At 44.6% G+C, this 22142-nt stretch carries 23 protein-coding genes and 3 pseudogenes; 8 read left to right on the plus strand and 18 right to left on the minus strand.

All coding sequences use genetic code 11. From position 1 onward, the window contains the following. Positions 1-28: 28 nt before the first annotated feature. The 4 genes from ACWJJ5_RS04775 to ACWJJ5_RS04790 all read right to left on the minus strand — a co-directional run bounded on the left by ACWJJ5_RS04775 (position 29) and on the right by ACWJJ5_RS04790 (position 2767). Complete coding sequence (locus tag ACWJJ5_RS04775) at positions 29-667, minus strand: nitroreductase family protein (protein WP_004393039.1); 639 nt, start codon at positions 665-667, stop codon at positions 29-31. 13 nt (positions 668-680) lie between these two features. Beyond that, on the minus strand, positions 681-1115 hold the full coding sequence (locus tag ACWJJ5_RS04780) for a MarR family winged helix-turn-helix transcriptional regulator (RefSeq protein WP_004393037.1): 435 nt from the start codon (positions 1113-1115) through the stop codon (positions 681-683). Between the two features lie 138 nt (positions 1116-1253). Then, positions 1254-2132: a YitT family protein gene (locus ACWJJ5_RS04785; RefSeq protein ID WP_014306188.1), complete on the minus strand. Its 879-nt coding sequence runs from the start codon at positions 2130-2132 to the stop codon at positions 1254-1256. A gap of 182 nt (positions 2133-2314) precedes the next feature. Beyond that, the gene (locus ACWJJ5_RS04790) at positions 2315-2767 is read right to left on the minus strand and encodes a MarR family winged helix-turn-helix transcriptional regulator (RefSeq protein WP_014306189.1); all 453 of its coding nucleotides are present in this window, start codon (positions 2765-2767) and stop codon (positions 2315-2317) included. Between the two features lie 120 nt (positions 2768-2887). On the opposite strand from ACWJJ5_RS04790, the gene ACWJJ5_RS04795 reads away from it, so the two are divergent. Then, on the plus strand, positions 2888-3322 hold the full coding sequence (locus tag ACWJJ5_RS04795) for a GNAT family N-acetyltransferase (RefSeq protein ID WP_070082665.1): 435 nt from the start codon (positions 2888-2890) through the stop codon (positions 3320-3322). A 199-nt stretch (positions 3323-3521) separates the two neighbouring features. Here the strand turns inward: ACWJJ5_RS04795 and pdxR are convergent, their stop codons facing one another. Then, a complete protein-coding gene (gene pdxR, locus ACWJJ5_RS04800) occupies positions 3522-4976 on the minus strand; it encodes a MocR-like pyridoxine biosynthesis transcription factor PdxR (protein WP_454022242.1) in 1455 nt (484 codons plus the stop codon). Positions 4977-5111: 135 nt separating this feature from the next. Here pdxR and ACWJJ5_RS04805 point away from each other — a divergent pair. The 6 genes and pseudogenes from ACWJJ5_RS04805 (at position 5112) to ACWJJ5_RS04830 (ending at position 10299) form a co-directional block, all read left to right on the plus strand. After that, positions 5112-6024 (plus strand): annotated as a pseudogene (locus ACWJJ5_RS04805) (DMT family transporter). A 148-nt stretch (positions 6025-6172) separates the two neighbouring features. Beyond that, positions 6173-6340: pseudogene (locus ACWJJ5_RS04810) on the plus strand (DUF255 domain-containing protein); the annotation flags it as partial. Between the two features lie 161 nt (positions 6341-6501). Further along, the gene (locus ACWJJ5_RS04815; RefSeq protein ID WP_048367898.1) at positions 6502-7314 is read left to right on the plus strand and encodes a MerR family transcriptional regulator; all 813 of its coding nucleotides are present in this window, start codon (positions 6502-6504) and stop codon (positions 7312-7314) included. Positions 7315-7382: 68 nt separating this feature from the next. Continuing rightward, entirely contained in the window at positions 7383-8072 is a 690-nt protein-coding gene (locus ACWJJ5_RS04820) for a DUF554 domain-containing protein (protein WP_049627734.1), read from the plus strand. Positions 8073-8218: 146 nt separating this feature from the next. Then, positions 8219-8374 (plus strand): annotated as a pseudogene (locus tag ACWJJ5_RS04825) (DUF255 domain-containing protein); the annotation flags it as partial. A 35-nt stretch (positions 8375-8409) separates the two neighbouring features. Continuing rightward, the gene (locus ACWJJ5_RS04830) at positions 8410-10299 is read left to right on the plus strand and encodes a thioredoxin domain-containing protein (RefSeq protein WP_070082668.1); all 1890 of its coding nucleotides are present in this window, start codon (positions 8410-8412) and stop codon (positions 10297-10299) included. Here ACWJJ5_RS04830 and ACWJJ5_RS04835 read toward each other — a convergent pair. After that, positions 10296-11192, minus strand: coding sequence for a CPBP family intramembrane glutamic endopeptidase (locus ACWJJ5_RS04835; RefSeq protein ID WP_102422139.1), 897 nt, complete (start codon positions 11190-11192; stop codon positions 10296-10298). The two genes, ACWJJ5_RS04830 and ACWJJ5_RS04835, sit on opposite strands and share 4 nt — an antisense overlap. Positions 11193-11406: 214 nt before the next feature. Between ACWJJ5_RS04835 and ACWJJ5_RS04840 the strand changes: the two genes are divergently transcribed. Continuing rightward, positions 11407-12738 carry an MFS transporter gene (locus ACWJJ5_RS04840; RefSeq protein WP_004393001.1) on the plus strand — a complete coding sequence of 444 codons (1332 nt, stop codon included), beginning with the start codon at positions 11407-11409 and terminating at the stop codon, positions 12736-12738. A 31-nt stretch (positions 12739-12769) separates the two neighbouring features. Here ACWJJ5_RS04840 and ACWJJ5_RS04845 read toward each other — a convergent pair whose 3' ends face one another. The 12 genes from ACWJJ5_RS04845 to ACWJJ5_RS04900 form a co-directional block, all read right to left on the minus strand. Beyond that, entirely contained in the window at positions 12770-13150 is a 381-nt protein-coding gene (locus ACWJJ5_RS04845; protein ID WP_004392999.1) for a VOC family protein, read from the minus strand. A 55-nt stretch (positions 13151-13205) separates the two neighbouring features. Continuing rightward, positions 13206-14144, minus strand: coding sequence for a LacI family DNA-binding transcriptional regulator (locus ACWJJ5_RS04850; protein WP_077723119.1), 939 nt, complete (start codon positions 14142-14144; stop codon positions 13206-13208). A 62-nt stretch (positions 14145-14206) separates the two neighbouring features. Then, positions 14207-14965: an exodeoxyribonuclease III gene (gene xth, locus ACWJJ5_RS04855; protein ID WP_048367905.1), complete on the minus strand. Its 759-nt coding sequence runs from the start codon at positions 14963-14965 to the stop codon at positions 14207-14209. 26 nt (positions 14966-14991) lie between these two features. Next, positions 14992-15519, minus strand: a complete 528-nt coding sequence (locus tag ACWJJ5_RS04860; RefSeq protein ID WP_173612868.1) for a methylated-DNA--[protein]-cysteine S-methyltransferase — start codon at positions 15517-15519, stop codon at positions 14992-14994. Continuing rightward, positions 15516-16097, minus strand: coding sequence for a bifunctional transcriptional activator/DNA repair enzyme AdaA (locus ACWJJ5_RS04865; RefSeq protein WP_173612867.1), 582 nt, complete (start codon positions 16095-16097; stop codon positions 15516-15518). Before ACWJJ5_RS04865 ends, ACWJJ5_RS04860 begins: the two co-directional genes overlap by 4 nt. 187 nt (positions 16098-16284) lie before the next feature. Continuing rightward, the gene (gene rpsR / locus ACWJJ5_RS04870) at positions 16285-16524 is read right to left on the minus strand and encodes a 30S ribosomal protein S18 (RefSeq protein WP_004392983.1); all 240 of its coding nucleotides are present in this window, start codon (positions 16522-16524) and stop codon (positions 16285-16287) included. A gap of 43 nt (positions 16525-16567) precedes the next feature. Beyond that, positions 16568-17086: a single-stranded DNA-binding protein SsbA gene (ssbA, locus tag ACWJJ5_RS04875; RefSeq protein ID WP_173612866.1), complete on the minus strand. Its 519-nt coding sequence runs from the start codon at positions 17084-17086 to the stop codon at positions 16568-16570. A gap of 39 nt (positions 17087-17125) precedes the next feature. Next, a complete protein-coding gene (rpsF, locus tag ACWJJ5_RS04880) occupies positions 17126-17413 on the minus strand; it encodes a 30S ribosomal protein S6 (RefSeq protein ID WP_004392977.1) in 288 nt (95 codons plus the stop codon). 111 nt (positions 17414-17524) lie between these two features. Further along, a complete protein-coding gene (ychF, locus tag ACWJJ5_RS04885; protein WP_173612865.1) occupies positions 17525-18625 on the minus strand; it encodes a redox-regulated ATPase YchF in 1101 nt (366 codons plus the stop codon). A 126-nt stretch (positions 18626-18751) separates the two neighbouring features. Further along, positions 18752-20755 carry a molybdopterin-dependent oxidoreductase gene (locus tag ACWJJ5_RS04890; protein ID WP_454022243.1) on the minus strand — a complete coding sequence of 668 codons (2004 nt, stop codon included), beginning with the start codon at positions 20753-20755 and terminating at the stop codon, positions 18752-18754. 46 nt (positions 20756-20801) lie between these two features. After that, complete coding sequence (locus ACWJJ5_RS04895; protein WP_004392973.1) at positions 20802-21008, minus strand: DUF951 domain-containing protein; 207 nt, start codon at positions 21006-21008, stop codon at positions 20802-20804. An 85-nt stretch (positions 21009-21093) separates the two neighbouring features. Beyond that, a complete protein-coding gene (locus ACWJJ5_RS04900) occupies positions 21094-22119 on the minus strand; it encodes a YkvI family membrane protein (protein WP_088005468.1) in 1026 nt (341 codons plus the stop codon). Between the last annotated feature and the right edge of the window lie 23 nt (positions 22120-22142).

Genomic DNA, 22142 nt, shown 5'->3' on the forward strand with positions numbered 1-22142 from the left:
TCCCTCTCCTCTCAGCTTCACTTCAACCTTATTTCCATTGTGCGATCGTTTCGATAGGAAGACGGTAGGAAGCATATCCTTCGTCTGCCGCTTTTCCGATTGATAACAGCATGACCGGTACATAACGCTCTTTATCCATTCCGAAAACCTCGGCAATCTTTTCTTTATCATAGCCGCCGATCGGGTTTGTATCATAGCCGTGCGCACGTGCCGTAAGCATCAGCTGCATGGAAACAAGACCTCCGTCGATTAGAATCGTTTCACGGTTCACTTGCTCCGGCAGTTTTTCAAAATGCGCCGTCAACGCAGCGATTTGTCTGTCTTTTACTTCCTGCGGCATGTAGCCCAGTTCGACCGCTTTTGAATAAATTTCTTCTAAATAGTCATCACTGTTCATATCTGCGAAAACCGCGATCACCGCAGATGATGTGCTGACCTGTGTTTGGTTAAAGCTGGCAAGCGGCGCGAGTTTTTCTTTTCCTTCAGGGCTGTCAATGACGAGAAAACGCCATGGCTGCGCGTTGACTGAAGACGGCGCTGTCGTTGCTTCTTCCAATATTTGAGTCATTTCTTCTTTGCTGATTTTTACAGCCGGATCGTAATTCCGAATGGAACGGCGGCCTTTCATAATGTCCATAAAATCGTTTGTTTTCAGTTCTGTTTTCATGTGTAAAACACTCCTATGCTTTCATATTTTCTATATTATTCTGCATCTGTGACAATACGTTTTTTAACATACTGCGTTCTTCCTCGCTGACACCGGCAAGCATTTCCTTTATGAAACGCTCTTTCTCCTTTTTGGAAGCCTCAATTCTCTCCCGCCCCTGATCAGTAAGCCGGACAAGTATAATTCGGTTGTCCTCGGGCTTCCGCCTTCTTGTGACCATTTCTTTGGCTTCAAGCTGTTTCAAGTGTCTTGTCACGGCTGCGCCGTCAATATTCACCTTTTTCTGAAGATCGCTTTGGCTGATCTCATCGACGTAAAAAAGCACGGCGAGAAGCTCAAGGCGGGATTGGCTGATTCCGGTGCACGCTTCAAACTTCGTGCCGATCACTTTGTGCAGTGATTGGAGCTGATACAAAATCTCGCCTTCCTCTGAACAACATGCTGTCAAAACCCATCCCTACTTTCTTTTGCGCAATTAATTGACTAGTCAATGTTTGATATATCAATAATATACATCCGTTATTCTTTTTTTGCAAGTGTTTTCTCCTTTTTTAAAAAAAGCTGCCGGTGAACGGCAGCTCGCTTCTTAATGATTATGGATTTTTCTGAAATTACTGCCTTTTACTTCAGCGACATCATATACCGTCACAAAGGCTTGATTATCAATGTCATTAATAATTTCCTTCAGTTTGGTTTCTTCCAAACGGTTGATGACACATGTGATTTCTTTGAATTTTTCATGAGAAAAACCGCCGTATGCTTCTTTATACGTAGCGCTCCGGCCCAATTCTTCACGAATGGTCTCTACCATTAATGCAGGCTCGTTGGTGATAATCTGAAATGTTTTAGAACCGCTTAAGCCTTCCTCAACCACATGGATCACCTTGGATGCGATGTAGTAAGCAATGACGGAAAGCAATGCGCCTTGCAGCCCGAATACAAAAGAAACAAAAATAAACACAAAAATGTTTAAAAATAAAATGAGATCACTCGTGCCAAACGGCAGTTTCCGTGACAGCAGCACAGCCAGCATATCAATACCATCTAAGGCGCCGCCGTTGCGCAATGCCAATCCCATTCCCAAGCCGAGAATAATCCCGCCGACAACGGTGATTAACAGGGTATCTCCCTCAATGATAGCCGGCGTGTGGTGGAAAAAACTCGTGCCCGCGGCAAGTGAGACAATACCGATAATTGATAGAAACGCAAAACCTTTCCCGATTTGCTTATATCCTAACCAGACAAACGGTATATTGATCACCGCAATCAAGATCCCAAGAGGCAAATGAAAGAGCTGTGAACCGACAATGCTGAGTCCGGTTACACCGCCGTCAGATACACTATTCGGAATCAGTACGGTTTCCAGTCCATACGCGGCAATAATTCCGCCGATGATGACCATGATGGCCCGTACGATTGATTTCGCTCTGAATTTCTTACGTCTTTGTTTTTCGATTGTACTCATATCATTCCCCGCTTCAATTATTTTGTCTTATTTAAATATACCATAATTGATACTTTTCGTTAAAAATAAGCCTATCGGCTAGTTGAAGCAGGAACCGAGGAAGGAGATTTCACAGATAACGTATCCATTTATGACTTTAATCATTCACAACGCAATTATTCAGTAAAAGGGATTATCATCCATTAATAGTCTCTTTTGTTTCCCTTCTTCACATATTCCCAATCATGCTCTATATTTTTTCTCACCCGCTGAAGAAGGCTGAAAATGGTTTCTTTTTCCTCAGACGTAAAGCCGGACAGGGCTACTTCCGCAGAGTGCTCTCCTTCTCTTTGCAATAACGGATAAACCTTTCTCCCTTTTTCGGTCGGGAACAGTTTTTTTATTTTTTTATTTTGATCATCAGGACGCTTTTCAACAAATCCTTGTATTTCCAGTTTCTTGATCGCTCTCGCCGCTGTTGTTCGGTCAACTTTAATCATTTCCGCCAGTTTTTCCTGTATCACTCCCGGGTTTTCACATATACGCACAAGATAGAGATACTGCCCCTTTGTTAAGTCTAATTCCTTAAATTCAATATTGCTGATGGAATCCAATGCCCGTGCGATCATGCCGATTTCCCGCAAAATATCAGTCATATCTTTTCAAACCTTTCATGTTTTTGTTGCATTTGCAATATAATTGTTTTATCGTTACTTCTATAAGACCACAAGCAAGCCGTGCAGTCCAGATTAATATGTGAAAAGGATTGATTGATCATGAGGATCATAAGAATAACAACGGAAATTGATTTGCAAGCAGCGCTTGAGATTAGAAAAGCAGTATTCATTGAGGAACAGCAAGTACCTGAATCCGATGAATTTGATCAGTTCGATACGCTTGAGGAACAGTGCGGGCATGTCTTGGTTTATCATGAAAATCAGCCTGCCGGCACAGGACGGGTCCGCATCGTAAACCATACAGGCAAGCTCGAACGAATCTGCATCCTGAAACCTTACCGTAAATACGGGTTGGGCAAAGTAATCATAAGCGAATTAGAAAACATGGTAAAAGAAAAAGGCATCACCCAATGTAAACTGCATGGACAAACACATGCGGAAGGCTTTTATCACAAACTGGGCTATCAGACAGATTCACCGGAATTTATGGAAGACGGCATCCCGCATGTCTTAATGACAAAAGAGCTGGCTTAACCGAATAACAAACGGCCGGACTTCTTCCTTTTTAATCTTTAGTATATTAAGGATGCACGATTGGCCGAAGTTAAAGGAGATTAGAATATTCTGACCTCCTTTAACTTTCTTATCTACCTCTGCCTTGTCACTCACTGCATCCCGATTCGCCAAGTTTAAAACGAACCATGCAGTTTGAATTCCGATATGCCGCTGTCTTTTAAATTTGTCTGCTTGCCAATTCCTTAATCATCAAACCCAATTCATAAATTCCCTTTTGAAGGTCTTCAAGAGATGCATAAGCATATGATAAGCGAATATAATTCCCTTTTTCTTGAGCATAGATACTGCCGAGATTGAGAAGTATCCCTTTTGATAAGGCTTTGGTATAAAGTAATTTCATGGATATGGAAGGCAATATTTTTACCCAGACAAAGAATCCTCCCTTTGGGATATTCCATGTCGCCACATCTTTCAAATGAGTTTCTAAAACACTCAAGGCCAATTCTCTTCTCACCTTTAATTGACTTCTCACCTGTTCTAGATGCTGCTGGTATTCACCGGATGTAAACCACTCAGCCGCTACTCTCTGGGATAACGAACTGGAGCCGTAATCTGTTTGCATTTTTATGTCGGATAAACGTTCAATCACTGGTTCCGGCCCGACGATCCATCCAATCCTCAAGCCCGGACTTAATGTTTTCGATAAGCTGCCTATGTAAAGCACATGCCCATTTTTATCAATTGTTTTAATAGGATCTGGAGGAATCTCATCGATCCATAACTCACGATAAATGTCATCTTCAATAATGGGAAGCTGTGCATTCTCACTTGCCGCAAGGATTTCTTCTCGTCTCTTTTTTGACATTAAAATACCTGTCGGGTTATGAAAACAAGGATTTGTATATAAGATAGCCCTCCCCCGCTCCCCCCTTGCCATGCGGATATGTTCCGGCAAAAGTCCATCATGATCCATAGGAACTCCAGTCAGCTTCATCCCGGCTGATTGAAAGACGTGTAATGAATAAAGATAGGAAGGCTGATCAAGATAAACGGTCGATCCCCTTTGTAAAAGCCCCATTGATATAAGCTGTAAGGCTTGCAGCGCTCCAGAAACAATAAGAATGGAAGAAGGAGAAGCTTGAATGCCGATTGTTCTTAAATAGCCGCTTAATGCCTCTCTCAAAGGTAAATATCCTTTTGGTTCCTCATATCCGAATGCCTCTATGTTTTGAGATACCTTTCCCATGATCTCTTTCATAACAGCTAAAGGAAAAATCTCATGTGAAAGTTCTCCTTTACTGAGCTGTATAAGATCAGAATTTGATTCTGATTTATTGATCTCTTGAACGATTTTTTGGCTTGGCTGCTGAATTCCGGAGGTTACATACTGATCCCAATCGGGGGCGGAATTCTTAGCCAAAAGTGTCCATGTATTGTTCGTAACAACTGTCCCTTTGCCCATTCTGCCTTCGATTAATCCATCCGCCATCAATTCCTCTAAAGCTGTAATGACTGTGCTCCTGTTCACCTCAAGTTGTTTGGCAAGCGTGCGCTGGCTTGGAATCTTACTTCCGATCGGCCATTCTCCATTTCCTATTTTCTCTTTTATAAATTGAATGATTTGTATGTACTTAGGAAGCTTTCTCATCTTTTTTTCTTCTGGAGCGCTCATAAAAAGGATCCTCCTTAAAAACTAAAGTGGTTGGGTCAAAATCTATTTAACTGGTTGAAGTCATCTCCTCAAATCTTTATTAATATAGAAAAACATTAAATAACTGGTTGGTTTTTGTAAAGAGGAGTGAGAAAGATGAGAAAGAAAACAGTTCGAATCGGCATATCTTACAGTCTGATGATTGGGTTGTGGGCATCAGCTTTCCCGGGAATTCGCGCGGGTCTTGAGAGTTACACGCCGGAACACCTTGCTTTGTTTCGCTTGTTGATTGGGTCAATGGCATTGTTGGTTTTTGCTGTTTTGACTCATATGCGTTTGCCTGACATGAAGGATATCCCTGCTATTTTATTGTTAGGATTTTTAGGTTTTGCGCTATATCACATTTTGCTGAATATCGGAGAAAAAACAGTTAGTGCAGGAGTTGCGAGCTTACTCGTGACCATGACACCTATTTTTTCTGCAATGTTATCTCGTCTGTTTTTTGGTGAACATTTTGGGCTTTATAAATGGATTGGCTCTATCATAAGTTTATTGGGTGTGTCGATCATTTCTTTCGGGGCAGGAAACTATACAAATTCAGTGAACGGCATTTTGTTAATCCTGCTGGCAGCTTTTTCGGAGAGTATTTATTTCGTTTTTCAAGCCCGCTATATAAAAAAATATGGATTTATCCCATTCGTTACATTCACTATTTGGGGCGGGACAATACCTATGCTTGTATTTCTGCCTGGCTTAGGGGAAGAGGTTTTGAACGCTTCAATGAACTCAACATTGTCTATCGTTTACTTAGGCTTATTACCAACGGTTGTGCCTTACTTTGCACTTGCGTATGTCACTTCACTCGTCGGTGCTTCAGAAGCAGCCATTTCACTTTACCTAACACCCGCTATAACCTTGGTCATTTCTTGGGTGTGGTTAAGGTGAGGTACCTGCGTTTATTTCTCTTCTGGGCGGCGCAGTTACAGTCGTTGGGGTGTGTTTCACTTATCTAACAGTAAATAAAATGATAAAGATTTTAAATCCTTATTTCTTATCTAAAAAGCAATAAGGTAGATGAAGTTTAACCCTGAAAATAGAGTCGTAAGCCATTCTCCTTTTTAATGACTTGGGTGTGGTTCACAAAGTTGAGTGTATGAATTATTTTAGAGGATTGTGGTATGTTAAACATACAAATATGAATAGAAAGAGGTGAGCCCATGCCAAACAATAGTAAACCCAACAGTTTAATCACGGAGAAGTCTCCTTATTTACTCCAACACGCCCACAACCCCGTAAACTGGCACCCTTGGGGAGAAGAGGCCTTCGAAAAAGCGAAACGCTTAAACAAGCCGGTTCTTGTCAGCATCGGCTATTCGACTTGCCACTGACGCCACGCAGATTACCATATAATCCTCTCCAATTCCCTCCATTAAAATTTTTCTATCCAGAGGGGATGCTTTATCTTTAAATTGCTGAATATTATAATGTTGATAAAACCATTTTTTACAGGTTTATTAAGACAAATGAAATCAGAAGGATTATGATCATGAAGAATTTTTTCTCTATCGGAGAGGTATCCAGGTTATTTCACGTCAAAATATCCACTCTCAGATATTATGATGAGATCGGTCTTTTGAAACCTGCATACAAAGACAAGCAAAATAACTACAGATACTATTCTACAGAGCAGTTTGAGAGACTGGATACAATCAAATATTTGCGGGCTTTAGGCTTGCCAATAAACAAACTCCTAGATTTTTATAATTCCCACAATGCAGATACCTTAATTCAATTACTGAAAAACCAAAAAACCGAAATCGATCGTAAAAAAAGGGAATTAGAGCTTATTGAAAAAAAGATCACCCGCCGTTTAAACAAAATAGAAGATGCCGTTAATAAACCGTTAGACAAAATTACAAAAATCAAACTTCCGGAGTTGCGTGTCGCTTATTTACAGCATGAGTATATTCTAGGTCATGATATTGAACACTCTCTAACAGAATTGAGAAATGATCTTACTATTAAAGAAGACATATTTTTAGGAAAGATTGGATTATCGATTTCAGTGTCAAACCTAAAAGCGCATAAGTTTGATCGTTACTCCAGTATTTTTATGATCTTAGAAGACGAGCATGATTTGCCCCCATCAGTAATCACCTTACCATCAAATGAATATTTACAAATCAGGTTTAAGGGGTCGCATAAAGAGGCCAAACAATATTATAAAAAGTTACTGACATATATGAAAAAGCATCATCTGGAGTTAGCGGCCGACTCCATTGAGATAACGTTAATTGATTATGGTGTTACTAATAATCCGGATCATTATGTGACCGAAATCATGCTGCCCATTAAATAATCCCTTGACTCTCTAGTTACTGGAGAGTTTATTTTTTTAAAAGCACACTTTATTGGGGGAGAAAGCACATGATTGGAACAATTTTTAACACATTTATGATCTTCGCAGGATGTTTACTCGGAGGGCTATTCAAGAAAGGAATGAAAGGTGAATATCAAGATATTCTTATGCAAGCGATGGGGTTTGTTGCAGTTGGATTAGGAATAAACGCCATTACACAGCATTTATCGGATAGTAAATACCCTATTCTTTTTATTGTAAGTTTAGCTGTTGGCGGACTACTTGGACAGTTTGTAAATTTGGAACTTAGATTCAACCATCTAGTCAGCAAGTTCTCTAAAAATAACTTAGCTGAAGGCTTATCAACTGCAATCTTATTGTTTTGCATGGGATCATTGTCGATATTAGGGCCCATTGAATCCGCGATCCATGATGATTCCACTTATCTTCTTACAAACGGTATGTTGGATGGCATCACTTCTATTGTTCTCGCATCAGCGTTTGGCTTTGGAATAGCCTTATCTGCTGTTGTGTTATTTGCCTGGCAAGGCTCACTCTATTTATTTGCAAAAGTAATGGAGAGTGCATTAAGTGCAGACATGATTAATGAAATAACAATTGTGGGCGGAATACTGATACTAAGCTCGGGGTTAAGCATTTTGGGAATTAAAAAATGTAAAACCTTAAATCTTCTGCCGTCACTTATCATTCCGCCTGTTGTTATCTTTGTTATGAAAGCTTTTGGATTAGGCGCATAGCTCTATATCAGTTGTCAGGCACCTTGTCCATTCTGTCAACTACAGACTAGTTTTCTTTAGACAGAAACAAATAAAGAATAGACTGCACATCTTTATGGTACAGTAAAGATATATCAACGGTAATACGAACGAAAGAAGGTGATCCCATGCCAAATAAAAAAGTACCCAATAGATTAATCGACGAGAAGTCACCGTACTTACTCCAACATGCTTATAATCCCGTGGATTGGTATCCTTGGTGCGATGAAGCATTTGAAAAAGCGAAACGAGAGAATAAACCTGTTCTCTTATCTATTGGGTACGGGTAGCTTAGCGAACTTGTCATTGGTGTCACGTAATGGCTCACGAGTCCTTTGAGGACGAAGAGATCGCCGGTATGTTAAACGATAAATTCATAGCCATCAAGGTTGATCGTGAGGAGCGCCCTGATGTGGATTCCGTGTATATGAGAATCTGCCAGCTGATGACGGGGCAGGGCGGGTGGCCGCTGAACGTGTTCGTCACACCAGATCAGAAGCCGTTTTATGCGGGGACGTATTTTCCGAAGACGAGCAAATTTAACCGTCCAGGCTTTATCGATGTGCTTGAACATCTGTCCGAAACGTTTGCGAATGACCGGCAGCATGTCGAGGATATCGCTGAAAACGCCGCCGCTCATCTTGAAGTCAAGGTTCACCCGGCTGAGGGCATGCTTGGCGAACAGGCGGTTCATGACACGTATCGCCAGCTGGCCGGCGGGTTTGACACGGTGTACGGCGGGTTCGGCCAGGCTCCGAAATTTCCGATGCCGCATATGCTCATGTTTCTGCTCCGCTACTACAGCTATACGGGCAAGGAACAGGCTTTGGCCGGCGTAACCAAGACACTCGACGGCATGGCGAACGGCGGAATTTTTGATCACATCGGGTTCGGATTTGCCCGCTACTCGACTGATAATGAATGGCTCGTGCCGCATTTTGAGAAAATGCTGTATGACAACGCCCTTCTCCTGACCGCCTATACGGAAGCCTATCAAGTCACAGGTAATGAGCGCTACAAACAGATTGCGATGCAGATCGTAACGTTTATTCAGCGGGAAATGATGCATGAAGACGGCAGCTTTTTCTCAGCTTTAGACGCTGATACCGAAGGCCGTGAGGGGAAATATTACATATGGTCCAAAAAAGAAATCATGAATCTTCTCGGTGATAAACTCGGCCCGCTTTATTGCAAGGTGTATAACATCACAGATCAAGGCAATTTTGAAGGCGAAAACATCCCGCACCTCATTTTCACGCGGCGTGAGGCCATCCTCGAAGAGACCGGCCTCACCGGACATGAGCTGGGCGAACGTCTTGAAGAGGCAAGAACAAAATTGCTGGAAGCGCGTGAAAACAGAAGCTATCCGCATACAGATGACAAAGTGCTGACCTCATGGAACGCGCTCATGATTGCCGGGCTGGCAAAAGCCGCAAAGGTCTTTCACGAGCCTGACTATCTCAGCATGGCGGAAACAGCGATCCGCTTTCTCGAACGGCACCTCATGCCGGACGGGCGCGTCATGGTCCGCTATCGCGAGGGCGAAGTGAAAAACAAAGGGTTTATCGATGATTACGCTTTTCTCATCTGGGCTTATCTTGAACTGTATGAAGCGGGTTTTCATCCGTCTTATCTGCAGAAAGCGAAAACGTTATGTACAAGCATGCTGGAGCTGTTCTGGGATGAACGGCACGGGGGTTTCTTCTTTACGGGGAATGATGCTGAGACCCTTCTTGTCAGGGAAAAAGAGGTTTATGACGGGGCCGTGCCTTCCGGAAACAGCGCGGCTGCCGTACAGCTGCTTCGTCTCGGCCGCCTGACGGGTGATGTATCACTGATTGAAAAAGCCGAAGTGATGTTTTCCGTGTTCAAACGGGAAATAGAGGCCTATCCGAGCAGCAACGCTTTCTTCATGCAAAGCGTACTGGCACACACAATGCCCCAAAAAGAAATCGTTGTGTTCGGAAGGAAAGATGACCCGGACAGAAAACGTTTCATTGAGGCGCTTCAGGAGCATTTCACTCCCGCCTATACGATTCTCGCCGCAGAACATCCGGATGAGCTTGCTGGCATTTCTGACTTTGCCGCGGGTTATCAAATGATCGACGGAAAGACAACAGTCTACATTTGTGAGAATTTCGCCTGCCGGAGGCCGACGACGGATATTGATGAAGCGATGAACACCTTACAAATCAGCAGCAGAGCCTAGGCGGCCTGCTGCTTTTCTTTTTTCACAAAACGGAACGCGAGCCATGCGAAGATGATATTGATCACCAGAGTCGATATGCAATCGTATATTTCATAGCCCCCGGCTGCTGTTGTAAATACCGACGGAATGCCGCCGTACACCGAATGATCCTCTGTGAGAAAGATAAATAAAAACATATTATTGGCAGCGTGACCGCCAAGGGACATCTCCAGACTGCCCGTTTTAACCGTGATAAAGGTCCAGATCATGCCGATGGTGACATATCCGATTCCCGCCCATAGAGCCCCATTATCCATCTCCGGATTTCCGAAATGAAGTGCGCCGAATAATCCGCCGATAATGACCGTCAGAACCACCGCGTTTGCCGTCAATTTTCCGGCGAACTGTAGCAGAAAACCGCGAAAGAGAAATTCCTCCGCAGAGGTTTGAATCGGAACCAACAAGACGGCTGCCGCTAACAGCAGCAGAAAACGTGAAGCATGGAATTCCTGAAGCGTGAAACGATCCGGATGAATTAGAAAATCAATCAGCCCCGCGACAAACATCAGCACAACATATGTGCCGAATCCAAAGAAAATTCTCTTCCAGTTCAGCGACTGATTCGGTGTAATGATGGATAAAAAACGCCGCTTCATAATGAAACGAACCGCTATCCAAATGCCCGGAATCGCTATGAAATAGACGATATGCTGTAAATAAATATCCGCCAGCGGGTCACTTAATGCCGCCTCATCCCAATTTATCGTCAGTGAAGGATTGAAAGCGGACGTGAGAAACATATAAAACACGGTCAGTATGCTTCCGAAAAAGAACAAACCCACAATGAGCAACAGAGAAAGAAGATATCTCGATACACTATTTCTTCCCTCTGCGGGCCGTACAAATGTATTCATATTTATGCATCAACTTCCTTTCCTTCAACATTTTACAATATAAACAGAAACAGATATAGGAAATGTTATATATTTTAAGAAGAAAGCGCTATGCCGTTTCCTTTGGCTCTGGTTATTTACACTCTGTTTTTGCCAAAAAAAGACCTTTATAATGTATTCGTCAGATAAATTTACAGTATTTTCTGATTACAACTGCTAAATCAGGGGGTTTTTTATGAAACATCAGACATTCTCAAATGTAGCGAACCGATTAGACCGTCTCCCCATTTCGCGTGTGCACTATCAAGTATTAACCGCTCTCGGAATCATCTATTTTTTCGATCTCGCTGATCTGTTTACGCTCAGCAACGTGGCTCCGGCGCTGATTGAGCATTGGGGCGTGAAGCTGTCCGTCATTGCCGACATCACGGCCGCATCCTTCCTGGGCATGTTTTTAGGCGCCTCCATCGGCGGAAGGCTGTCCGATCGGATCGGCAGGAAAAAAGCGCTGAATTGTTTTGTCCTTGTCTTTTCGATCTCATCTTTTCTGAATGCGCTGGCATGGGACATTCCGTCCTTAATGATTTTCCGCTTCTTGACCGGGCTCGGCGTCGCGGCCGCCATGATTGTGACGAACAGCTATTTGGCGGAATTTTTTCCATCATCCGTACGGGGAAAATACATCTCCTTTTGCGCCATGATCGGACTGATCGGCGTTCCCGTCACAAACGTTGTTTCCGCTTTTGTCATTCCTTTAGGCTCATGGGGGTGGCGGCTCGTATTCGTATGGGGGGCGGCCGGTCTCATTTATTTCTTTTTTATCCGCCGGCTTGAGGAATCGCCGCGATGGCACGAAAATCGGGGCGCATATGATCAGGCAAACGCCATTATGAACCGTCTTGAAGCACGTATAGAGAAAGAAAAAGGCCCGCTTCCCGCGCCAAAAGAGGCGGCAGAAGTACATACAGTGAAGCACGCAGGCTACTTAGGGCTGTTTCAGGGCAGGAATTTAAAGATCACCATCATCCTGTCAGCGGTATGGATTCTTGAAACCTTTGGCTTTTACGGCTTTGCTTCATGGGTGCCCAGCCTGCTGAAAAGCAACGGTATCACCATGGAAAAAACGCTGTGGTACAATGTGCTTCACTCTGTCGGCGCACCGCTTGGCGCATTGCTCGGTTCCATGATATCCGAGACGTTCCAAAGAAAATGGATTCTGGCCGCAAGCGCTTTTCTGACTGCCATTGCCGGACTGTTATACGGCATGACGTTTATTCCCGTCATGATTATTGTGTTTGGATTTGTCGTCAACGTCACGGAACGGGTATTCACCTCAAACTTATACGCATATACATCGGAGCCGTATCCTACGGAATATCGCTCGGCCGGGAGCGGGCTGGCATACGGGCTCGGCCGTTTTTCCAATATATTCGGCTCCCTGCTCGTCGGATTTATTGCCGTTAAGCTCGGCTACATCAGCGTCTTTTTGTTCATCGGCGGCTGCTGGCTTCTATGTTCCGTTTTGTTAATTCTCTTCGGTCCGAAAACTAATGCTCAGCAAATTTAATCAATAAAACAGTGCGGGTTCCCCCGCACTGTTACACTGTGATTTCTATCAAATTGCCTTCCCCATCCTCTATCACGCTCTCATAATATCCGTCACCCGTCACGCGCGGGCCGCTTACAACCTGAAATCCGTCGTTTTTAAACGTCTCCGTCAATTCATTCACCCGCTCCTTGCTGCCTGTAGAAAATGCGAGATGCGCCCATCCGGTCATATTCTGTGACGGAGCTTCATCAATGCCGCCTTTTTTCATAAGTTCCAGCCTGCATCCGGAGTCAAACGAAAGAAAATACGATTTGAAATCTTTTTTCTCATTATGATAAAGGTCATTGGCCTTGGCGCCGAAGTATTTCTCATAAAATTCTTTCATCCGTTCTAAATCTTTCACCCATATGGCCGCATGTTCAATTCGCATATGTCCGCCTCCTTTTTTTCTCAATCTAGTTATAAAGCATGAAACCCATTTCAGCTCAAGACTTTTCCCGCTGAAATTGATGCATAATTTGTTTTTTAGCCGTTTCTCCGTGCAAAAATAGCAAAAATGCTTCCCTTCCGACCCGTTCCAAATGAAGTTCCAGAGATGGGATATTCAATGCCCGGCTGACGCTCAGATTTCCCTCGCCGATGATCTCCGCGTCCCATTTCTGTTCTTTCGCAAACTGGTACAAGCCGGCAGCCACGTCATCACTGTGCGCATAGATGGCCGTCGGCGCCTTGTCGAAACCCCAGAAGTGTTCACCTGCCCGCTTTCCGTCGTCCATATCATGGCATCCGACCAGAATGCGGGTTTCATCAAGAGAGCCGAAAACGGCCTTATATGCTGTTACCTTGTCGGCCGTACTCGGGCTTTTTTCCGCTTCCCGCACACATGTAAAAGCAACGTCTTGATGTCCGCGGTTTTTCAAATACAAAAAGCTTTCTCTGTAAGCTGCCTGCCTGTCATTATAAGCGCAGGGAATCTCTTGATGCTGCGTATATTCACAAGCGACAATGGGACCGTATTCCAGGTAAGGCACGGCTGTTTCCCATTCATTCGCGCGGGACGTGACAATCAGTCCGTCAATCTTTTTCATTTTCAGCAGTTCGAAATAGGTCATCTCTATAGCGGGGTCATAGTTGGTGGGGAGAAGGGTTGTCACGTAATCATGGGCAAACGCTTCCTTCGTGATACCGTTTACAATTTTGTCAAAGCAGGGATGGTCACTGTACGGCAATATCACGCCGATCGTATTGGTCTTTCCGCGAATCAGATCAATGGCAGTTCGATTAGGGGTATAATCCAGCTCCTTCATCACTTGATTCACAAGACGCCTTTTCTCCTCAGATACGTACGGGTGTCGGTTTAATACGCGTGATACGGTGGCCACCGACACATTCGCCAGTTTCGCAATCTCTTTTATATTTGCCATGTGCTCCTCCATTTTCGGTGATAAAAAAGCAGCAAGAGTGGATTTCTCTTACTGCTATCTCATCATAAATCCACTGTCATTTCAACAGGGCAATGGTCAGAACCCATGATATCGGCACAAATGGCCGCTTGGCTGATCCGCGTCTTCAGTCTGTCTGAAACAATGACGTAATCAAGCCGCCAGCCGATGTTTTTCTCACGTGCGTTCGTCCTGTAAGACCACCAGGAATAGGCGCCTTCCCGATCAGGATATAAATAGCGGAATGAGTCGGTAAATCCGGTGTTCAGCAGGGCACTGAACGCTTCCCGCTCCTGATCCGAGAAACCGGCGTTCTTCCGGTTGGCTTTCGGATTTTTCAAGTCTATCTCCCTGTGTGCGACATTCAGATCGCCGCATAATATCACGGGCTTCTTCCGGTCAAGCTTCTGCAGATACTCCTTAAAATCGGCTTCCCATTGAAGACGGTAATCAATTCGCTCTAATCCGCGTTTGGCATTCGGCGTATAACAGTTGACGACGAACAGGTTCTCAAATTCAAGTGTGATCACCCGTCCTTCTTGATCATGATCATCAATTCCCAATCCATAAAACACGTGCAGCGGCTTTTCTTTCGAAAAAACAGCCGTGCCTGAGTAGCCTTTTTTCACCGCATAGTTCCAATAGCCATGATACCCTTCAAGCTGTAATGATACTTGTCCGTCCTGTACTTTCGTTTCTTGCAGACATAAAATATCGGCTTCCGTTTCCTGAACGTAAGTATTGATATCTATCTTTTTCATCACAGCACGTAAGCCGTTTACATTCCAAGAAATCAGTTTCATGTGTTCCCTCCTGTCCGGCTCAGCCGTCATTCCAGTGTTTCAATGTTTCCGCCCTCTAATGCCAGCAGCTGCTTTTTCATTTCTAAACCGCCTCTGAATCCGGTCAGTTTTCCGTTTTTTCCGATGACGCGATGGCACGGAACCGTAATCAATACCGGATTTTTCCCGATTGCGGCGCCCACGGCTCTTACGGCTGCCGGTTTCTGAATCATTTCTGCTATATCCGAATAGGAGTATGTCTCGCCGTACGGTATGTCCATAAGCGCTTTCCATACAGCAAGCTGAAATTCTGTCCCGTAAAGATCCACCGGCACTGAAAAAGCTGATCTGCCATTTTCGATGTACTCGGACAGCTCTGCCGTGTAAGACGCCAGCTTCTCATCATCACGTGCCAATCGGTATTGCGGCAGTGATTTTTTTGCCCACTGCTCAAGCTCTTCAAAGCTTCCATGATTTGAACCTATAAAGCATAGCCCCTTAGATGTGGCGGCTGTATACAGGCTCCAATCATTCCGTGTGAAAAGTGTCCAATAGACCATTGTCTCTTTACTCATATTGAACCTCCCTTTCCCATTCCGGCAGTTTTTCGGTATTCTGTGGGCGAATTTCCGGTTCTCTTTTTAAAAAGAGTGGCGAAATGCGCTGTGTTTGGAATTCCGACCGTCAGAGCGATCTCCATGACTGTCATATCAGTATGCTTTAAAAGGTGTTCCGCCTTCGACAATCTTCTTTTCTGTATATACTCAATCGGGGATATTCCCCTGATTTTTTTAAATGTCCGCTGTAAATGATAGGGGCTGCCGTGACACATTTCGGCCAGTACACTCAGAGTCAGAGATTCGTGATAATGGCGGTCAATGTACTCAATGATTTGAGCAATCCATTCTTCATCAGGAAGACGAAGACCGTTCGGCCGGCACCTTTTACAGGGACGAAAATGTTTATCAAGCGCTGCATCAGCCGTATCAAACACCAGCACGTTTTCTTTATTCGGAACTCTCGATTTACAAGAAGGCCGGCAGAAAATCCCCGTCGTTTTTACTGCATAATAAAATGCCCCGTCATAAGAAGCATCATTGCGTATGATTGCGCCCCACTTTTCATCAGTCAGGATATTTCTGTCTGTCTCCATCTCACCACCCCCTGTTCTTCAGTATAAACAAATTCATTGCATAAGTACGCGTATTTGAATAGAGGAGCAAGATAACAAAGGAGTAAGAAGCACTTCCATGTTTCATGTGAAACATTTCGGCAGGATGGAGGAGGACTGATATAAAAAAAGAGCAGGAGCCCGCAGGCTCTTGCTCTTTTCTTTCGGCTTACTCGCCAGTTACGTATGGAAGTAAAGCCATTTGACGTGCGCGTTTGATCGCGATAGTCAATTTACGTTGGTATTTCGCATTTGTTCCAGTTACACGGCGAGGTAAGATTTTACCACGCTCAGAAACAAACTTTCTAAGAAGATCTACATCTTTGTAATCGATGTGCGTAATGCCGTTAGAAGTGAAGTAACAAACCTTACGGCGTTTCGCACGACCGCCTCTGCGTCCTCCTGCCATTGTCATTTCCCACCTTTCTCGTTATGAATATAGCGATAATCTATTAGAACGGAAGATCATCATCCGAGATGTCAATCGGCTTGCCGTCGTTGGCAAATGGATCATCATTAAAGCTGTTCCCTTGATTTCGTCTCTGGTTGTTCTGATTTCCGCTGAACGGATTATCATTTTGGCCTCCGCCAAAGTATTGGCCTCCGCCGCTGTTTCCTTCGTTGTATCCGCCTGATCCAGAACCGCCGCTGTTTTTAGGCTCAAGAAATTGAACACTTTCAGCTTGGACTTCTGTCACGAAGACACGCTGTCCCTGCTGATTTTCATAATTTCTTGTCTGGAGTCGGCCGTCTACGCCGGCAAGGCTTCCTTTTTTAAGAAAGTTTGCAACGTTTTCGGCTTGTCTTCTCCAAGTGACACAATTAATGAAATCGGCTTCACGTTCTCCGGACTGGTTCGTGAATGTACGATTCACAGCAAGAGTAAACGTGGCGACAGCCGCACCGCTTGGCGTATAACGAAGCTCTGGGTCTTTTGTCAGTCTTCCGACTAATACAACTCGGTTAAGCATATGAAAGACCACCTTTTAACATTATATATTTCAAATTGCTTATTCTTCTTCTTTAACAACGATGTGGCGAATGATATCGTCACTGATCTTAGCTAAACGGTCGAATTCAGCAACCGCTGCAGCTTCAGACTGAACGTTTAAGATTTGGTAGAAACCGTCACGGAAATCGTTGATTTCGTAAGCAAGACGACGTTTACCCCAATCTTTTGTTCCAGTGATCTCCGCTCCGTTAGAAGTCAATACGTTGTTGAAACGCTCGATAACTGCCTTCTTTGACTCTTCGTCAATGTTCGGACGGATAATGTACATAACTTCGTACTTTTTCATCTGTTTGCACCTCCTTTTGGTCTAAGCGGCCCTATAATGGGCAAGGAGCAATAATTCTATTACTCACAAGTTTATATTATACCAAAGCTCTTGTCCCTTTACAACTGTGTCCTATACATTAAATCGGAAATGAATGACATCTCCGTCTTGGACTACATATTCCTTACCTTCCAGACGCACTTTTCCGGCTTCTTTCGCTCCGGACATTCCGCCGCCTGCCAAAAGGTCTTCATAAGCAACCGTTTCAGCGCGGATAAAGCCGCGTTCAAAGTCAGTGTGGATGATACCCGCACACTCAGGAGCTTTCATGCCTTTTCTGAATGTCCATGCGCGCACTTCCTGTTCGCCCGCCGTAAAGTATGTCGCAAGGCCGAGAAGAGAGTATGACGCTTTAATCAGCTGATCAAGACCTGATTCTTCGATGCCGAGCTCCTCAAGGAACATTTGCTTTTCTTCGCCTTCCAATTCAGCAATTTCAGACTCAATTTTCGCGCAGACGACGATGACTTCGGCATTTTCACCCGCGGCGTACTCACGGATTTTCGCAACGTATTCATTGTCTGAAGGACCAGCCACTTCATCTTCGCTTACATTCGCCACATAAAGCACGGGTTTTGACGTAAGCAGATGAAGCTGCTTCACAAGCTTTTGCTGTTCTTCCGTAAATTCAACGGAACGGGCTGGCTTTTCTTGTTCGAAAGCTTCTTTCAATTTAGACAGAATGTCAAATTCAAAAACCGCTTCTTTGTCTTTTTGCTTCGCAAGCTTGCTTACACGCGTGATGCGTTTTTCGACTGTCTCCATGTCGGCAAGAATCAATTCAAGATTGATCGTTTCAATATCGTCAATCGGATCGACTTTCCCTGACACGTGCGTAATATTGTCATCAGCGAATGCACGTACAACGTGGCAGATCGCATCAACCTGACGGATATGAGAAAGAAACTTATTTCCGAGTCCTTCACCTTTAGATGCGCCTTTTACGATCCCCGCGATATCAGTGAATTCAAACGCAGTCGGCACCGTTTTTTTCGGATTCACCAATTCAGTCAGCTTTTGCAGACGTTCATCCGGCACTTCCACGATTCCCACGTTCGGATCAATTGTACAGAACGGGTAGTTGGCTGATTCGGCACCAGCCTGGGTAATTGCATTAAATAACGTCGATTTTCCGACATTCGGCAAACCGACAATTCCAGCAGTTAAAGCCATTCTTTCATCTCCTCTATATCAAACCATCATCGTATAAACGTATTGTAAACCTAGAGCAATTATAAGGAGGTTCATAGGAAAAGACAAGCTGAGAAAAAAGCATTTCCCGCCCTCTCTCTCCTTAGATTATCCTTTTTTAACCGCTACCAGACAGTCAAAAAGCGTACTTCCCATTCCATTATCGGAATTTGAATCCTTTGTGAGCATGTTGACGGAGCCTCCGAATGCCGCCCAAATGCCTTCATCTATATTCACCGTCTTCGGGTGAGCCTGCTTCATGATTTTCACCCTGCCGCGCAGACGGCCGCGGTCATTGTAAACCTCTGCCGTATCTCCGTCTTGAAGAGAAAGCTCTTCCGCGATATCCGGCGACAGGTCCACCTGAATCTGCTGAAGCTTTTCAATAAACGGCACGTGCTGTGAATGATTGGAGCGCTGCGGGTGAATGGACAGCAGCGTATACGGATATTTCCCGGCCAGTCCGGCGTCTTGATAAACAGACTCCTCCGGCACCTCCAATTGAGGGTGGCCGCTGTATCCTTTCTCTTCTGCCAGTGACGAGACGAATTCAAATTTTCCGCTCGGGGTTAAAAATTGAAAATCACTCCATGGAACCTGTTTAACCGGAAGCGGCATATGTCCTTTTTCCTTTAATTGCTCAAGGGTGATTCCTTCTTTCTCCAAAGAAGAGAGCCCCATTTTTAAGAAATCTTCCGTACTGTAATCAAACAGCTCCCCGAATCCGAGACGCTTTGCGAGTTCCGTCCAGATCCAGCGGTCTGATTTTGCCTCTCCCTGCGGTTCCGCAAGCTTCTTGCCATATTGAACATAGTGATGATACATGCTGGAATAATAAATATCTTCCTCTTCGAAAACAACGGCCGTCGGCAGCACATAGTCACAGAGCTTCGCCGTATCGGTCATGACCGAATCAATGGCCACTGTGACCGGTGTTTTTTCAAACGCTTCCTTCACTTTTTTTGTATTCGGCACCTGTGTCAGCGGATTGCCGCACGTCACGATGATCATCTCAATCGGCGGGTCGGCTGCATTCAGCGCCTCTTCAGCTTGAGTCATCATCGAAAACGTTCTCGAACTTTTCTTCAAATCAGGACGAGTGAGCTCGGCCTTTGCAAAGCTTTCACCGACTTGCACATTTCCGAAGTTTGCGCCGCCGCCTTTGATACCGACATTTCCGCTCGCCGCAGCTAAAGCGTCAATCCACCGTATCGTCCCGCCCCCGTTTTTATATCTCTGCATCCCAAGACCCATAAAAGTGGAGGCGGGACCGTCAGCATATAAATCGGCAAGATATTCAAGCACTTCTAAAGACGTTTCTGTTTTCTCAATGATCTCCTCAAAAGAAATCGTCTGCAGAAGCTTGTCTATTTCCTCAAAACCGACCGAATGCTTTTGAATAAAATCAGAATCGGTTCTGCCGGTTTGGCATAATATTTTTAAAACACCCGCCGCAAGCCAGCCATCCATGCCGGGTTTGACGGATATATACCGGTCGGCAAGCTTTGCAGTCGGGTTAAAAATAGGGTCAATGACCGTCAGTGTCGCTCCTTTTTTCTTCACCTGCTGCAGATGATGATAGAGGTGCATATTCGTCCGGGACACGTTTCTGCCCCATACGATCACATGCTTGCTGTGATAAATATCAAGCGGTCCATGCCCGTAAGAACGCCCGAAATCCCAGCGCTGCGCTTCAATGCCGGAACCCCAGCAAATGCTGCCCGCAATCTCGGTTACACCGCCGTATCCATTGAAAAAACGCTGGTCGAGCGCCTTCAAAAGACCGTTATTGGCGTAGTCATGACTGTGCAGCACTGCGGCAGTGCCCAGCGTCTCCTTAATCACCGCCATTTTTTCAGCAATTTCATCTAACGCCTGCTCCCAGGAAATCCGGACAAATTCGCCGTCTTTCTTTTTTAAAGGGAAACGAAGCCGTTCCGGCGCATTCGTTTTCGTCTCCAGCATTCTGCCCCGGCCGCAAATTTTCCCTTCCGTAATGGGATGATTCGGGTCTCCGTCTACTTTCGTCACCTTTCCATCCTCAACTGTCACCAAAAAGCCGCAGCTATCCCAGCAATTCAGCGGGCACGCTGACTGATGCACTTTGCTCATCGGGCCTCTTCCTCTCCTCTATATGAAAAAGCATGAGCGCCAGCCCTTATGATGTAGGCTCCTCATGCTTGACGAGTACTTTTTTCAGCTTTCTCTCAAAATCTCTTCTCGGAATCATGACACTGTGGGAACAACCCGTGCATTTGATCCGAATATCCATTCCCATCCGAATGATTTTCCACCTGTTTTCACCGCAAGGATGCGGCTTCTTCATTTCAACAATATCATTCAGGCCAAAGTCTTTATCCGCCAAGACCCTTCACCTCTCTCCATAGACTGCTTTATTTATTGTACAAAAAAAGACAGGATAAGAGCAACGGCCGCACTCAAAATGAGCATTATACTTTTTTCCATCTCCCTAAAATAGGGTAAAGAAGAAGACATACCAGCAAATAAAGACTTAAAAGCCCGTAAATGGGATATAAAATGGCGATCAAATCTGAAAAACCGATTGTCGTAAAAGGCACCATCACAGCTAAAAGAAGAGATACGAGCGTCCATCTCGGCAATTTCACAAATGCAAGCATGCGGCTGGACAGCCCGAAAAGACCGGTCACCGTTGTCGTATAGATGGCTAAAAAAAGCACGGCGGCCATACAAAGAAATAACGGATAAGGAGCGCCTTCAAGGACGGCGAAAAGAGGAATCTCATATTGTGTAAGACTGCCTGAAAGCTGTACAAGCGTTTCATTGTAAACAAATGAAATCATACCGAAAATCAGCCCGCTTGCAACGCTTGCGATTTTGGCTTCTCCCAGTCCCTTCATATCTTTCCCGATTGAAGAAAGAACAGCGACAACAGAAAGAATGTTTAAGGACGTGAAGGTAATGCTTGCCGGCCAATTATACTGGCGGGTCAAATCTATCGTCCACGTGTAATGATGGGTTGTCTGAAAAAAGACCAATGCATATAACAGCCCCGCTACAAGAATCGGTATCAAAATACTATTCAGAGATAATATTCCTTTTATATCCCAAAAGAATAAACCGACGGTCACAATGCAAAGAAGAAAAATACCGATCCAAAACGGCAGCTTGTACATTTGCAGCGTCACACCGCCGCCGGCAATCATAACCATCGTCATTGAAAACAAATAAAACATAATAAGCACATCATAGACTTTAGCAAGAGCCGGCCCCATCAGATGCTCAAGCACCGGTAAAAAGTGCGTTGATTGAACCCGATAGCTGATCTTCAACACAATATAAGCCGAAATCGTAAACATGACTGTAAACAATACAATAGCCAGTCCGCTTTCGACACCGAAAAACTGCCATATTTCCTGCCCGCTTGCATACCCGGCCCCAATCTGGCTGCTTAATATGAGCAGCATCCACTTCATCCCGGCTCTCCACACCCTCATCACCTCATAAAATTTCTGATCAT

This window comes from Bacillus sp. JK74 (assembly GCF_053663395.1).